Annotated in this window: 11 protein-coding genes; 5 read left to right on the top strand and 6 right to left on the bottom strand. The window is 40.0% G+C overall.

Annotated features, from left to right (window positions below):
* Window positions 1–112, top strand: a 112-nt coding sequence (locus KXJ59_RS16005; RefSeq protein ID WP_363265734.1) for an integrase core domain-containing protein, incomplete at its 5' end; no start/stop codon positions are given.
* A 168-nt stretch (window positions 113–280) separates the two neighbouring features.
* Here KXJ59_RS16005 and KXJ59_RS09590 read toward each other — a convergent pair.
* The 3 genes from KXJ59_RS09590 to KXJ59_RS09580 form a co-directional block, all read right to left on the bottom strand.
* Window positions 281–925, bottom strand: a complete 645-nt coding sequence (locus KXJ59_RS09590; RefSeq protein ID WP_295203816.1) for a methyltransferase domain-containing protein — start codon at window positions 923–925, stop codon at window positions 281–283.
* Between the two features lie 308 nt (window positions 926–1,233).
* Entirely contained in the window at window positions 1,234–3,888 is a 2,655-nt protein-coding gene (locus tag KXJ59_RS09585; protein WP_295203815.1) for a hypothetical protein, read from the bottom strand.
* A 299-nt stretch (window positions 3,889–4,187) separates the two neighbouring features.
* Window positions 4,188–4,811, bottom strand: a complete 624-nt coding sequence (locus tag KXJ59_RS09580) for a hypothetical protein (protein WP_295203813.1) — start codon at window positions 4,809–4,811, stop codon at window positions 4,188–4,190.
* A 444-nt stretch (window positions 4,812–5,255) separates the two neighbouring features.
* On the opposite strand from KXJ59_RS09580, the gene trxA reads away from it, so the two are divergent.
* Entirely contained in the window at window positions 5,256–5,573 is a 318-nt protein-coding gene (gene trxA / locus KXJ59_RS09575; RefSeq protein ID WP_295203810.1) for a thioredoxin, read from the top strand.
* A gap of 135 nt (window positions 5,574–5,708) precedes the next feature.
* Here the strand turns inward: trxA and KXJ59_RS09570 are convergent, their stop codons facing one another.
* Window positions 5,709–7,028 (bottom strand): nucleoside permease, encoded by a 1,320-nt coding sequence (locus KXJ59_RS09570; protein WP_295203807.1) that lies wholly within the window; start codon window positions 7,026–7,028, stop codon window positions 5,709–5,711.
* A gap of 188 nt (window positions 7,029–7,216) precedes the next feature.
* Between KXJ59_RS09570 and mqnE the strand changes: the two genes are divergently transcribed.
* Complete coding sequence (mqnE, locus tag KXJ59_RS09565; protein ID WP_295203805.1) at window positions 7,217–8,377, top strand: aminofutalosine synthase MqnE; 1,161 nt, start codon at window positions 7,217–7,219, stop codon at window positions 8,375–8,377.
* 88 nt (window positions 8,378–8,465) lie between these two features.
* On the opposite strand, the gene KXJ59_RS09560 is transcribed toward mqnE, so the two are convergent.
* Complete coding sequence (locus KXJ59_RS09560) at window positions 8,466–9,770, bottom strand: NAD(P)/FAD-dependent oxidoreductase (protein ID WP_295203803.1); 1,305 nt, start codon at window positions 9,768–9,770, stop codon at window positions 8,466–8,468.
* A gap of 177 nt (window positions 9,771–9,947) precedes the next feature.
* Window positions 9,948–11,375 (bottom strand): L-serine ammonia-lyase, encoded by a 1,428-nt coding sequence (locus KXJ59_RS09555; protein WP_295203801.1) that lies wholly within the window; start codon window positions 11,373–11,375, stop codon window positions 9,948–9,950.
* Window positions 11,376–11,708: 333 nt separating this feature from the next.
* On the opposite strand from KXJ59_RS09555, the gene KXJ59_RS09550 reads away from it, so the two are divergent.
* Both KXJ59_RS09550 and KXJ59_RS09545 read left to right on the top strand, forming a co-directional pair.
* Window positions 11,709–12,938, top strand: a complete 1,230-nt coding sequence (locus tag KXJ59_RS09550) for a serine hydrolase (RefSeq protein WP_295203799.1) — start codon at window positions 11,709–11,711, stop codon at window positions 12,936–12,938.
* Window positions 12,939–13,363: 425 nt separating this feature from the next.
* Window positions 13,364–14,503: a pyridoxal phosphate-dependent aminotransferase gene (locus tag KXJ59_RS09545; protein ID WP_295203797.1), complete on the top strand. Its 1,140-nt coding sequence runs from the start codon at window positions 13,364–13,366 to the stop codon at window positions 14,501–14,503.
* Window positions 14,504–14,560 lie beyond the last annotated feature (57 nt).

Below are 14,560 nucleotides of genomic sequence, written 5' to 3'. Positions count from 1 at the left end.
GAGGATAGATTACAATACTGAACGACCACACAAATCGCTCGGTTATCTGTCACCTTTGAACTATGCGGAACAGTATTATCGAAAAATTAATAACTTAGAAAACTCTAATTGATCCTGGCATTAAAATAAGGGGAGCCTACATAAGCTCTAAAGTAATTCGTACACCCTGGCTGTGTAACACGCAACGTCCCTTCGTGCCTCAGGAGACGATGCGCCGAACATTTCTTAAATACAAGACCCTGCGGAGAAGGAAAGGGAGAATATCCGGAGAACAAAATAGTTATTTACTAAAGTTAAACATATTCATTCGATCACTACCATACGGAATTGACCTGAAGGTCAAAAGTTTAAAATCTTTAAAAATTTCAAGTACTTCATTTTTAGTTAAGTATTTTTTATTGCAAAATTCATCTATATGGTTTTTATAGTTCGGTTCTGGCTCAACGATTGTAAGAATCCCATCCGTTTTCAATATTCGTTTAAGCTCACTGACCATTTTTTTGGTTTTTTCAAACTCATGTACTGTCCTTCTACACAAAACCCTTTTGTAAGAAGACGTAGCCAAAGGAATTGAATCAATTCGACCTGCGATAAACCTGTACCTATTCTCAATATTTTGATATTTTCTTGAATCCCTGAACGTCTTTTTTATTTCAGTTTGCGTAAAATAATCAGTACACTTCTTGCCGCTCTTATTACATAAAGTGAAAAATTCTAAATCTTCGAGCACTAAGAATACATTCGGATAAAACCGAGCAATTTCTCTTGAAAAGAGCCCATCCTGACAACCAATATCCACCAATGTATCAACTGTTTCAAGTTTATATTCTCTAATCTCGGTTATCCCGGGCAGTTCATCAGTTTTTTGTATTATTCGATTTGAACTACATACAACCACCAATAAACATAAAATGATTCGTAGCATAAATTTGTATTGTTGCCGACTTTTTTCTCCGAAGGGTCTACTTTTTTGAACGTTCCGCGCAGCTATTTCTCGTAGAGAACACTACGAACACTACCACAAAGGAAAGTTAATGATTAATTGTATTGCCCGATTCTTCAGTAATGAATTAGTAAGCTCTAAAGTAATTCGTACACCCTAGCTGTGTAACACGCAACGTCCCTTCGTGCCTCAGGAGACGATGCGCCGAAGTTCTCGCTTAATAAGTACACACTTCGGAGAAGGAAGGGAAATCTAGCTTTTGTCTAAACCTCATTTCGCTATTTTAAAACTTACTCATCCCCATTAAATTCTCTATCAGGAATAACCTTATTGTCAATTTTTGAAAGCTTAGTGATATAATTGGACTTGTCCCCTCCAAATTCATGCTTAGCTATTCCTAATTTGATTAGAATTTTCATATCGTTAAGCTCCTCTGCACTTGCAAAATCATATCTATACCTAGCTCGGAGGGCATTAACTATGTCGAAAAGGTAATAAGAATTTTTATTAGTCGAATTAATATAATTTTCAATTTGCTTCTTCCAACCGTTCGGACGTTTAAAAATCAATAACAACGCTTGTTGATGTTTCAAAAGATCATTTTCTTCATTTTCAAAATTATCATAAAGCAGAGGTGCAATTTTGGGGGAATATAAATCATCTTTAAAATATCCTACTACATTCGTTGGCAATACCTGTATGATACGATTTAGTCTTATTTCAAAAGTACTTCCAAAATCACCATGCAATTCAAAAGTTGCACCTCCAAATGTTGCCTCCCTTTGAGACGCCATTACAGGAGAAAGGGCAAACAACACTTTAGATAGTTGATTCCAAGACTCATAAATTTCTTTTAAAAGTTTTTTCTTAAGTTCAGGATTAGCATAGTCGCTGTTTCTTAATGCTGTTGATGCTGCACTAATTTGTCCCATTAAATTATAAAGGTGATATTCTTCAAAAAAATTCTGTATGGACTGATTATATGGACGTATCTGATTATATGACTTATCTAAAAATTGATCTTTTACAGAGTCAGGAAGATTTGATGGAATAACATTATCTGCAATTTCTTTTTGCAACTTGCTTAATTCATCTTCTTTGGGCTTCCATTGTGCTAGTTTTAACGGGTTTATATTACCTTTAATACCTAATCTTTCTTCCACCATTTGTTTGGTTGCTCTTATATCATTCAATAAAATCTCAACAGCATCATTTCTATTTCTATCAACTCCAGTGTAGAATTCTATTATTTCAGGAAAAACTGTATATTTTCTCTTTTCAAGAATAAAGTTTTTAAAGCTTTCATCTACATGCATTCTCTTTGCAGCAAAGTAATAAACCCAAAATGAAGACTTGAACTTAAATCTCTCCAATTCACTAATGATGATATTATTATTAATTAAAACCTCAAACACAACCTCAACTTCTAAATCAATGTATTTTTCTAAGCAAAATTTCTTTAGCTCAGCAATAAAGTCATCTTTTGAAAAGGTATAGTTCTCCCTTCGCAACATTAACTCACAATACTTTCCTAACACATACTCGCAATCCTTTAAATCAGGCTTAGTCTTATATCTTGGAATTTCTCCCAAATCAAACAAAACAAACAGAATCATTTCGATCATTTTTGTTCTATTCACAGGGCTTTCGTCCCAATATTTTTCTGACACTTTTAAAATAGTAAGCACATTATAAGGTGTTCTATGTAAGTTTAAACACTCTAGCTCAGAAATCACTTTATTGAGCACTTTATTTTCGTCTTCTATTCTTTTTTGTTCGTTATACTGTTTAACAATGCTTCTTACTTGATTTCTTGGCAACGCTATCAAATGCAATTGTGTAAACTCCTTTTCAATTTTGACTTCGCTACTATCCGTTTCATCGTCAGTCTTTAGGTACAGCGTTTCATCAACGGTATTTAATACTATAATTCTTATTGTTGGATTGGCTTGTATCAGCTTTTGCAATTTTCGGTGTGAGACCTTGTCTTTCATAAGAAACGAATCAAAAACAATGCATTTTAGAGCATTAATATTTTGCTCCAACGATTCGACCTCATCCTTAATAACATTCTCAATTTTATGCGGCTTAATTTTAGCATTATCAATATAAACCCATAGCTCATCATTATTCCAGGCTTCCAATACCAAATAATGCCCTAACGTGCTAAGTCCAAATTGCGAAGGTGCGTTGATAAAATATGACTTATCAGAGAATAAAACTTCTTCAATCAACACTCTCTGTTGATAGTTATCATCAGGATCTTGAGATATTTCACTAGTTCTGCTTATTACAGGCTCTATCCATACTTTAGGCTGTTCATCAAATCCTTTTAAAGAATCATCAAATCTTTTTTTGTAAATCTTCTTAACAACTTCTTTATTTATCAGTTGCTGTGTATCTAAATCATCACCACGATCTTTAAAGATGCTAATAAAATATTTCGAAAAATGCTTTCTCAATTTTTCTTCAAAATCAGCAATTCCGTTGTACACTCCATAAATACCTAAAGGCTGCAATTGCTTTTTGAAAGCTGAAACTTTTAACAATTCTTCGGGGTTAATATCAGACATGGTCTTAGGTGGCTCATCATTAAAATAAAAAACAATTTCAATATCCTTCTTAGTTTTATATCTCTCAATAGCGATATTAAATTCTTCTTCCGTTCCTGAACCTGCTCTTGGAGTTGGGCTACCAAATTTTTTACTCATTATCCCAATGAAAATTTGATGTTCATTTCCAATCTGCTCAAAAATGACTGATTGTCCGTCTTTATCTTTAATTGTTGGGCGGACATTATTTTCCCATTTTAATGATTCTATCCTAAAATTGAATATTGATCCAATTCCCGAGTTTATCTCTGAAAATACCTTGTCGCAAATGTCTCTTTCGTGTTGTGTATCGCTTGGAGAAGCGATGAATGCCTTGTAAATTTTGGTTGCCATTGTATAATTAAAAAGTCCTTAATTGATGTTTTTTTTCTCCGAAGGGTCTACTTTTTCGAACGTTCCGCGCAGATTTCTCTCGCAGAGGACTCTGCGATCGCTCACGCATGGGAAAGTTACTGATTAATTGCATTGCCCGATTCTTCAGTAATGAATTAGTAAGCTTCAAAATAATTCGTACACCCTGTCCATGTAACACAAAGAGTCCTTCGTACCTCGGAGACTCTTTGACGAACTCCTTTTGGTGATATACACCCTGAGAAGAAAAAAGTTGCATAAAACCAAATGTTGGCAGCAGTTTATTCATAAGACTTCAATTCTTCTCTCAACAATGAAGTCATACTTAAATATTTATGTCTCATTGAATTACTAAAGTCTACCAAATTTTCTACTTTTTTCGCCAACGCCTTTTCATTCAAGTCTATTGCTATTTCCATCTTACGATAATCATCCTCGGTAGTTGCAGTTTTTAACAAGTCATAACCAAAGTTCACATCGTGAGCTAATTGGTTAATTGTTCCCAACAATTCCCAAAATCGTTGGGTATCTTCGACTTCTTTATGGTCGTGCTTTAAATCAATGTAAAGGTCAATCGAGCCTGCCATATCTTGCGTTACTTGATACACCTGGTCAATATTTTTTTGTAGCCTGTCGAAAATGTCCTTGCTCTGTTCATCAGTAAATGTTACGTTCTCATTCATTGCGGTTTTGAGCAAGACCGCCATATTTGTTATCGAGGTGTGGGCAATGGTTAAATAAGAAACAGTTTTTTCAAATACATTCAGCTTCCTAATAAAAAGTTCTTTTTTTAAAGAAAGCTTGTGCAGTTGGCTAGTCTGATAATATTCAAAAACTTTTGTCACAACAATAGTGAATGATGAACCTACTAATCCGCCTAAAATTGCTATGTATTTATCGTCCATATAAATGTTGTGTCTAATTGCTGCCAACTTGTAAATTGCCAAAACCAACTTTCGCCAATCCACCCTATACATGCAGATTTACGAAGCCCATTTCACACATTAGTAAATTTACTCATTTTATTCATTCCTGCAAGCCCATCCATTTCTTGTTTCCCTTCGACAAGCTCAGGGCAAGCTCTATTCCTTATTTGTGCCCCCCTGTCAGGTTTCTCCTGCCCTAACGTCATTAATAACAGTGGTGGAAAAGTCAAAGGGGCAGAGAAGGGGGTTTGGGCTTAAATTTGTTCTTTGGTCCATGGTTGATAGTCCATAGTCCATAGAAGGAAATGAGAACTATGGACCATGGTCGATAGTCCATAGAAGGAAAATAGGATTATTTACTATGGACTATGGACCATCGACTATGGACTTTCCTCAAAAATTAAACATCTAAAAATAAAAACAATGGCTTTAGAATTAACCGATGCGAATTTCCAGACGACCGTGCTGGATAGTGATAAACTGACCGTAGTAGATTTCTGGGCTGAATGGTGTGGACCCTGTCGCGCCATCGGACCCGTTATTGAAGAACTGGCCAAAGATTATGACGGTAAAATAAATGTAGGTAAAGTGAATGTAGACCATAACCCTAACCTCAGTGTTAACTATGGTATTACTTCTATTCCTGCCATCCTTTTCATTAAAGGTGGTCAGATTGTAGACAAACAAATTGGTGCCGTGCCTAAGTCGGTGCTGGATAAGAAGATTCAGTCGCATTTATAAGCTGCAAGCAGCAGGCTTCTAGCTACTAGCTGCCAGCTGCTAGAAATGAAAAAGGAAACCGGCCGTAAAATAGCTGGTTTCCTTTTTTTATTGTTATTTCTAAACTAAGCTCTAGCAGCTAGCAGCTAGAAGCTCCTAATGCCCCGCATGCGCCACATCTGCTGCATTGTGCTTATGACGGAAGAGTATACCAAAAAAGATGGCGATGAAGAGGGCGTAGATGGCAAAGACCATCCAGATGCCGGGCCAGTCTTTACTGCCATCGGGTAGCAGGTAATACTTATCTATCATCCAGCCACTCAGTATGCTTCCCATGATGGCGCCAAAACCGTTGGTCATCATCATAAATAATCCCTGTGCCGAAGAACGTATTTCAGGTTCTATGGTGGTTTCTACAAAGAGCGATCCGGATATATTAAAGAAATCGAAAGCCATTCCGTACACAATATTCGAGAGGATGATCATCCAAAGCAATCCTTCCGGGTTTCCGAAGGAGAACAGACCAAACCTTAATACCCAGGCAAACATGGATATCAGCATCACTTTTTTAATGCCAAACTTTTTCATAAAGAAGGGTATGGCCAGTATGAACAGTGTTTCCGATATCTGCGAGATGGATATGATGATGGTTGAATATTCCACCACAAAAGAGTTCTTATACTGTTCTATTTTTTCGAAATCTTTCAGGTAGGTATCGCCATACATATTGGTTAGCTGCAGGGCGGCTCCCAAAAACATAGAAAACAGGAAGAAGATGGCCATTTTATAATTACCCAGCAGTTTAAAGGCGCGCAAACCCAGGTTATCGATCCAGGAGCCCTTTCCTTTTCCTTTGTTTTCCGGCGCACATTTGGGCAGGAACCATGCATAAATACCCAGCACTATGGCAAATACACCCGCTATATAAAACTGGTTGGCGTTGATGGCATGTCCGGTTACAGAAGCTATCTGTTCCCCAAAAGCCTTACCGGCATCCCATGGCGATTTCGGATCGCTGATGAGGTTGGTGAGCCACATGGCCGCAATAAAACCAATGGTTCCCCATACTCGGATGGGTGGAAATACTTTTACCACATCCATCCGGTTGTCTATTAAAATACGGTACGAGAGCGAATTGGATAAGGAGATGGTGGGCATATAAAAACACATACTCGCCAATAATACCCAGAAGAAGGTGTCGGGCACATCAATCAATGGCAGGGCAAATAGTGTGATGCCGTATAAAATGTGTAGAATAGAATAGAGTTTTTCGGCATTCATCCATCGGTCGGCTATAATACCCACCAGGGCTGGCATAATGAGTGAACCCAGACCCAGGGTGGAGAATACGGCCCCGAACTGCCCGCCTGTCCAGTTTTTAAAACCAAACCCATATGAACCCAGGGTAGTTAGCCATGCACCCCATATAAAAAATTGCAAAAAACTTAAAATCGTCAGCCTTAGTTTTATTGACATAGCTCAGTTAGTTATGAATGAATGCCCGCTGTTGCAGGGTGACCAACGAATCTATAGAAAAAAGTTGAACTGGGAGCATAAGCTGCTAGCTGCCAGCTACTAGCTTCTAGCAGCTAGAAGCTAGTAGCTAGTAGCTGATCACCAGAAGCTACATTTTTAATCGTATTTTTGCACCCTAAATAGTGAAGATGAGCGCGCGAATTTCAGACCCGTTTGTATTGGTTGCTACTCAGCCCGATGTCCAGTTAAAAAAGATAGGCGAAAAAATTCTACATAAGGAACGTATTTCTTTTGATGAGGGTGTTTTGCTCTTCGAAAAAGGCTCGCTCTCCTGGCTCGGTGCCCTCGCCAACTGGGTGCGTGAAGAGAAACACGGTAACAAAACCTATTTCAACCGCAATTTTCATATTGAACCCACCAATGTATGTGTGTTCTCCTGCAAATTCTGCTCCTACTCCCGTCTCTATGCCCACCGCGATGAAGGCTGGGAACTGAGTATTAAGCAGATGATGCATATCGTTAAAAGCTACGACGGTAAACCCGTTACCGAAGTGCATATTGTAGGTGGTGTTCACCCCAAAATGAACCTCGATTTCTTTCTCGAACTCCTGCGTACCATCAAAGCGCATCGTCCGGATTTACACATCAAAGGTTTTACGCCTGTTGAACTGGATTATATGTTCCGCAAAGCCAAAGTTTCTGTGGAAGAAGGTATGCGTATGGCTCATGAAGCAGGTCTTGATTCTTTACCGGGCGGTGGTGCAGAAATTTTTCATCCCGATATCCGCAAACAGATCTGTGAAGATAAAGTAGATGCTGACGGTTGGTTACTCATTCACGAAACCGCGCACAACTTAGGCATGCACAGCAATGCCACTTTACTCTACGGACATATTGAACAATTTCATCACCGCATTGATCATATGGACAGACTGCGCCAGTTGCAGGACAAAACCGGCGGCTTCAACACTTTTATTCCGCTCAAGTTCCGCAATAAGGAGAATGATATGAGTCATATTGCAGAATCTTCTGTGGTAGAAGATATGCGTATGTATGCCGTTTCGCGTTTGTACATGGACAATTTCCCGCACCTCAAAGCCTACTGGCCCATGCTGGGAAGACAGAATGCACAACTTACTTTATCATTCGGTGTTAATGATATCGACGGCACCATCGACGACTCCACCAAAATTTACGCCATGGCAGGTAGTGAAGAACAAACACCTACCATGAGTACCGAAGAATTAGTTCGTCTCATTAAACAAGTGAATAGACAACCGGTGGAAAGAGGAACACTTTATAATGAGATTAAGGACTACTCGGGGGAATTTCTGATGTCGGATGTCTGATTTCAGATGGCAGATTTTTGATTTTTTGATCTTTGATCTTTGATTTTTCGATTTTACTTTTTCAAATCAAAGATCAAAAAATCAAAAATTACAACTGGTGTATCTTCTGCTCTATCGGCGTTTGTTCTTCTTTGTACAAATAAACCTGGTGTTTGGTGGGGAGCAGAATTAGACGGAGCGTCGTATCGTTGGTAAAATAGCTGACGGCCCAGTTGATGAAGATGATGAGTTTGTTTTTTACACTCAGTATCAGCATGAGGTGCAGGAACATCCATACAAACCAGGCAAAACGTCCCTGGAAACTCATGAAGGGTAAGTCTACTACTGCTTTTCTTTTGCCTACAGTGGCCATGGTGCCGGGACTTTTATAGCTGAATGGCAACAATGTTTTTCCGTTCTGTAACCGTTTAAAATTCTGTACCAGGTTTTTGGCCTGTGCAATAGCTACATTGGCCAGTTGCGGATGCCCTTTCGGGAACTGTTCTGTTTCCATATAGGCAATATCGCCTAATACAAAAATATTGTCGGTACCGGGTATGCGGTTGAATGCATCTGTTTTAATTCTGTTACCTCTTACGAGTAATGAGGCATCAATACCATTGGGTACATTACCGGTAACACCTGCGGCCCAGATAAGTGTATTGCTGGCAATAGTGCTGCCATCGGCGAGTAATACTTTCTTTCCATCATAATCTTTTACCTGCGTATTTACTTTCACCTGTACTCCCATCGATTCAAGATAGGACTGCGATTTCTGTTGCGATATTTTACTCATGGGCCCCAGTGTTGCCGGACCTGCTTCGAGTAAATACACATTGAGCCGGGAGAAATCCATATCGGGATAATCGCGTGGCAGGATATTTCTTTTCAGCTCTGCCAGTGAACCCGAAAGTTCAACACCCGTAGGGCCACCTCCTACCACTACAATATTCATGATGCCTTCCAGTTCTTCCGGTGAAGCATCTAAGGCCGCTTCAAAATTGAGCAGTATACGATTACGCAATGCAATGGCTTCTGTGGTTGACTTCATCGGATAAGCATAGCGTTCAATATTCTTGTTGCCAAAATAATTGGTGGTGCATCCGGTGGCAATCACGAGATAGTCGTAAGCAAAAATACCGGCATCGGTGTACACTGTTTTTTCCGTTTTGTCTATCCTTTCAATATTCGCAATACGAACATGTACATTGGCTTTATTCTGAAATACTTTACGGAGAGGAAATGATACTGAGCTTGGCTCTAAGCGTCCTGTAGCAACCTGGTAAAAAAGTGGCTGGAATTGGTGAAAATTATACTGGTCGATCAGTGTAATATCGAAGTTAGAGCCTTTCAATCTGCGTGCCAGTTGTAACCCGGCAAAACCCGCACCCAGAATAACAATTCGGTTTAACATGGTGCATTTCTTGCAAAGTTACGGCATGTGCAGGGGAATTATGATTTGACAGTTTCGATTTTAGAAATCACTCCTACAATCATTTATCGCAGATGTCAGATATCAGATGTCAGATTTGATTTAACAGAGAATTGCAAAAAAATCTGACATCTGATATCTGACATCTACCATTCCCTCTCAGCATTCCGGCAGACTAATCGGAATATGTATCGCTAATCCTCCGTCGGCTGTTTCTTTGTATTTGCTGCTCATGTCGAGGGCGGTATCCCACATGGTTTTAATGACTTTATCGAGGCTTACTTTGGCATAGTCGGGTGAGCTCTGCAAAGCTAGTTGCGAGGCTGTAATGGCTTTAATGGCGCCCATGGTATTGCGTTCAATACAGGGCACTTGTACCAGTCCGCCGATGGGGTCGCAGGTAAGACCGAGGTGGTGTTCCATGGCTATTTCTGCGGCCATCAGTGTTTGTCGTTGTGTACCTCCCAGCGATTCTGTTAATGCCGCTGCTGCCATGGCCGATGATACACCAATTTCTGCCTGACACCCTCCCATAGCTGCAGATATGGTGGCTCCTTTTTTAAAGATGCTACCCAGTTCGGAGGCCGTTAACAAAAAGCGGATAATTTTTTCTTCCTCAAACCCATCACAAAAAGTAATATAATATTGAAGTACGGCCGGAATAACCCCCGCAGCGCCATTTGTAGGTGCTGTTACTACCCTACCAAATGAGGCGTTCTCTTCGTTCACCGCCAGTGCAAAACAACTTACCCAGTCGAGGATGTATTTGAAATCATGTCCGCCAGCACGAATGGCGTTGATCCATGAGTGGTAGTCGGTATAAGGTCGATCGCCGATGAGTTTTTTATTCAGATCAAATGCACGGCGGCGTACCTGTAAGCCACCGGGTAATTCTCCCTTGGTATGACATCCTCTGAAAGTACATTCACGCATGGCATTCCAGATGCTGATTACACCTTCACGGGTAGCTGTTTCTGAACGCCAGGCTGTTTCATTCTCCATCACCACTTCATTCACATTCATACCGGTTTTCATACACCAGTGTAAAAGTTCATCGGCTGTGTTAACGGGGAATGGAAGATCAACCGACTGTTGTGTACTTTTGTCTTCTCCTTCTTTCACTACAAATCCACCACCGATAGAGTAATAGGTTTCACTAAAATGTTCTCCATTCTTTAATGCCACCAGAAACGATAATCCATTCGGATGAAATGGCAGTGTTTCATTAAAAAGAAATTGCAGGTTATCAGGAAAATGAAAAGGAATAGCTATTCTGCCATCGAGCAGTAAGGTCTGCTTTGTTTCTATCTCTTTTATTTTGGGTGTAATACTGTTTACATCAATGGTTACGGGATCTTCTCCACCGAGACCTAATAGTACGGCTATATCGGTACCATGTCCTTTACCCGTTTTGGCGAGTGAGCCATAGAGTAATACGGTTACAGATGCCACTTCTTCTAACTGGTGTTTACTGCGGATGGTGTTTACACAACGCAATGCTGCCCGCCATGGCCCGAGTGTATGAGAACTGGATGGACCTACACCTATTTTAAACATATCAAATACCGAAATAGCTTCGTGTGGCATGGTTATCGTTTAGAGGGGTAAAGTTAAGTAGTATGGGAGTCCGAAAGTCGGAAAGACCGAAAGTCCGGGAGAAAGACAGGATATGGCGGATGTCAGATGTCGGATATAAACAATAATAGTACCACCTCTGTGTAACTCCGTGCTTTACTCCGCGTCACTCTGTGGTTTTTTTTACCACAGAGTTTCACAGAGTGTGGCACGGAGTTACACGGAGGTTTGCCTATGTGTTTTGATTATCTATAGAGAATAGAGCTCCTTCTTCCTCACTTTCGGTCTTTCCGACTTCCGGACTTTCGGACTTCCAGTCTTCCCCACTTTCTCCTATTTTTAACCATGCGAATATTTTTAATTTTCTGTTTGCTCTCAGTCACACAACTTCATGCCCAGGATACTGTTCTGCTCAGGCAACTGATGCAGACAAAACCTGAACTATTTAATACAATCCTTCAAAACAGGGATAGTTTCCGGGTACAAATCATGTACACGCAGATTGATAGAGATAAAAAGAACAGACCTTCATTTACTGATTTTGGTTTTCATTTGAATGAGAATGAATATTTCTACCCTGCGAGTACGGTTAAAATGCCGGTGGCTTTTCTGGCACTGGAAAAATTAAGTAAGGCAAAGAGAGCTGGTATTCCTATTGACATAAATACTACTATCATTACCGACAGCATTGACATGATTAAACATATCAATAAAATTCAGGATAATGTACCCAACCGTTCAACCATTGAAAGGTTTATCAAACAGATTTTTCTGGTGAGCGACAATGATGCTTTTAACAGACTGTACGAATATTTAGGGCAGGAATATATTCAGCAAAAATTGACTCAAAAAAGTTATCCGGATGCCATTATTCGTCACCGGCTCAGCGTTAGCAGAACAGAAGAACAAAACAGAAGAACACATTCAGTAACTTTTCTTACCAATACCGGCGGATACCTTACTTCTCAACCACCTGCTTTCAGTAAAGCCATCTTCCCTTCTTTTCAAACCCGATTAGGCAAAGGTTATTATGCTGGCAATCTGTTGGTGAATGAACCTTTTGTATTCGATGATAAGAACAGGGTGTATTTGAAAGATTTTCACCGAATGTTACAAACCGTCATCATGCCCGATGCCTTTCCTGCCAAACAACGATTTGATTTTACCAAAGAAGATTACAATTTTTTATACCGCTGGATGAGTGCCTTCCCTTCAGAAAGCGAATCGCCTAAATATGATACCAGCAAAGTGGGCGATGCTTCCGCCAAATTTCTTTTTTATGGTGCTGCTAAAGGAAGGGCACCAAAACATATCCGCATCTTCAATAAAATCGGCGGTGCTTATGGTTTCCTTACTGATGTATGCTATTTCGTAGATTTTGAAAAAAAGATCGAATTCTTTTTAAGCGCCACCATTTTATGCAACAGCGATGGCGTGTTTAACGATGACAAATACGATTATGATGCTGTAGGATATCCCTTCCTGAAAAATCTCGGGCAGCTTATTTACGAGCATGAAGTACAAAGAAAGAAAAAACGGTTACCGGATTTAAGCAGGTACAAAATTGGCTATTAGTCCGGAAGACCGGCGTCGGAAAGTCCGAAAGATGAGCTGTGTGGTTAATCACATTTGTTGTTGGTCAGGCGACCAACAACGGCGAAGAGTTACATGTTAAAGTAAAGTTTGCTTTTGTGGTTAAATAGCCGAAAGCGAAGGATGGAACGCAGATTATCATGATTATAATGATTTATCATGACAGATCATCATAATCATGATAATCCGTGTTCGATTTATAACAGTTCTATCATATTATGCACAAAAAAATCAGAAATCCGCCATCTGACATCTGCCATCCGACATCTGTCCTCTAAAACTTACACCTGTTTGCTTGTTTTTTCCGAACTTCCGCTCGCAAAATTCAAGTAACCAATTTATTTAATGTAAGAGCAATGCAATTATCCTCGCTTCTCAACCGGTTTAATGAGCCGGAAACCCTCAAAATGGCCAAATTGGGCCGTGAATTAAGAGCCAAAGGTGTAGACGTAATAGACCTTAGCTTAGGTGAACCCGATTTCGATACGCCTCAGCATATTAAAGATGCTGCCATTAAAGCCATCAACGATAACTGGAGTCATTATACACCCGTTCCCGGTTTTCTTGACCTGAGAGAAGCTGTTTGCACCAAACTGAAACGCGATAATAACCTTGATTACGCTCCTGAAAATATTATTACTTCTACCGGTGCCAAACAAAGTTTGGCCAATGCCATTCTCGCCCTCGTAGATGACGGTGATGAAGTGGTGATTCCTACACCTTACTGGGTTACCTATTCTGAACTGGTGAAGATTGCACGCGGTAAAGTGGTAGAGATCAGAACTTCAGTAGAAAATGGTTTTAAAACCACTGCTGCTGAACTCGAAGCTGCTATTACACCCAAAACAAAAGTGTTTATGTTTTCTTCTCCCTGTAACCCTTCAGGTGCAGTGTATAGCAAAACAGAACTGGAAGCACTGGCAGATGTGTTCAGAAAATATCCTGATGTTATTATTCTTTCAGATGAAATTTATGAATACATCAATTTCGTTGGACAACATGAAAGCATTGCACAGTTTGCCGATCTGAAAGACCGTGTGGTGCTCATCAATGGATTGAGCAAAGGTTTTGCCATGACGGGCTGGCGCCTGGGTTATATTGCAGCCAATGCCACTATTGCCAAAGCCTGTGAAAAATTACAGGGGCAGTTTACCAGTGGCACCTGCTCTATTACACAGAAAGCAGCCGTTGCCGCTTTAACAGGCGATTTGCGTCCTTCAGAAGAAATGACCGAAGAATTTACGAGGAGAAGAACAAGAACACTTGAACTGGTTAAAGCAATACCCGGTTTCAAATGCTTTGAACCCGAAGGAGCTTTTTATGTGTTTCCTGATGTGAGCGCTTATTATGGCAAATCTGATGGAACCAATACCATTGCCAACGCAGCAGACTTTAGCATGTATCTGTTAAATACAGCGCATGTATCTTCTGTAATGGGTGATGCTTTTGGTGAGCCGAATTGTGTGCGTTTTTCTTTTGCCAATAGTATGGGCAATATTGAAAAAGCGTGGGGAAGAATTAAAGATGCGCTGGCGCAACTAAAATAAAAATCCGTGAATCTGTGGCAAAAGAATTAAGCCACAGATTCACAGATTATAGATAGA

Origin of the sequence: Sediminibacterium sp. (assembly GCF_019264485.1) — a bacterium.
Classification (GTDB): Bacteria; Bacteroidota; Bacteroidia; order Chitinophagales; family Chitinophagaceae; genus Sediminibacterium.
The sequence above is the reverse complement of the archived record's forward strand: the minus strand, read 5'-3'. Positions and strand labels throughout refer to the sequence as shown.

Bases quoted from the DNA above. Each gene is read 5' to 3' on its own strand.
- KXJ59_RS09590 (WP_295203816.1), bottom strand. From the start codon at position 925: ATGCTACGAATCATTTTATGTTTATTGGTGGTTGTATGTAGTTCAAAT.
- KXJ59_RS09585 (WP_295203815.1), bottom strand. From the start codon at position 3,888: ATGGCAACCAAAATTTACAAGGCATTCATCGCTTCTCCAAGCGATACA.
- KXJ59_RS09580 (WP_295203813.1), bottom strand. From the start codon at position 4,811: ATGGACGATAAATACATAGCAATTTTAGGCGGATTAGTAGGTTCATCA.
- trxA (WP_295203810.1), top strand. From the start codon at position 5,256: ATGGCTTTAGAATTAACCGATGCGAATTTCCAGACGACCGTGCTGGAT.
- KXJ59_RS09570 (WP_295203807.1), bottom strand. From the start codon at position 7,028: ATGTCAATAAAACTAAGGCTGACGATTTTAAGTTTTTTGCAATTTTTT.
- mqnE (WP_295203805.1), top strand. From the start codon at position 7,217: ATGAGCGCGCGAATTTCAGACCCGTTTGTATTGGTTGCTACTCAGCCC.
- KXJ59_RS09560 (WP_295203803.1), bottom strand. From the start codon at position 9,770: ATGTTAAACCGAATTGTTATTCTGGGTGCGGGTTTTGCCGGGTTACAA.
- KXJ59_RS09555 (WP_295203801.1), bottom strand. From the start codon at position 11,375: ATGCCACACGAAGCTATTTCGGTATTTGATATGTTTAAAATAGGTGTA.
- KXJ59_RS09550 (WP_295203799.1), top strand. From the start codon at position 11,709: ATGCGAATATTTTTAATTTTCTGTTTGCTCTCAGTCACACAACTTCAT.
- KXJ59_RS09545 (WP_295203797.1), top strand. From the start codon at position 13,364: ATGGCCAAATTGGGCCGTGAATTAAGAGCCAAAGGTGTAGACGTAATA.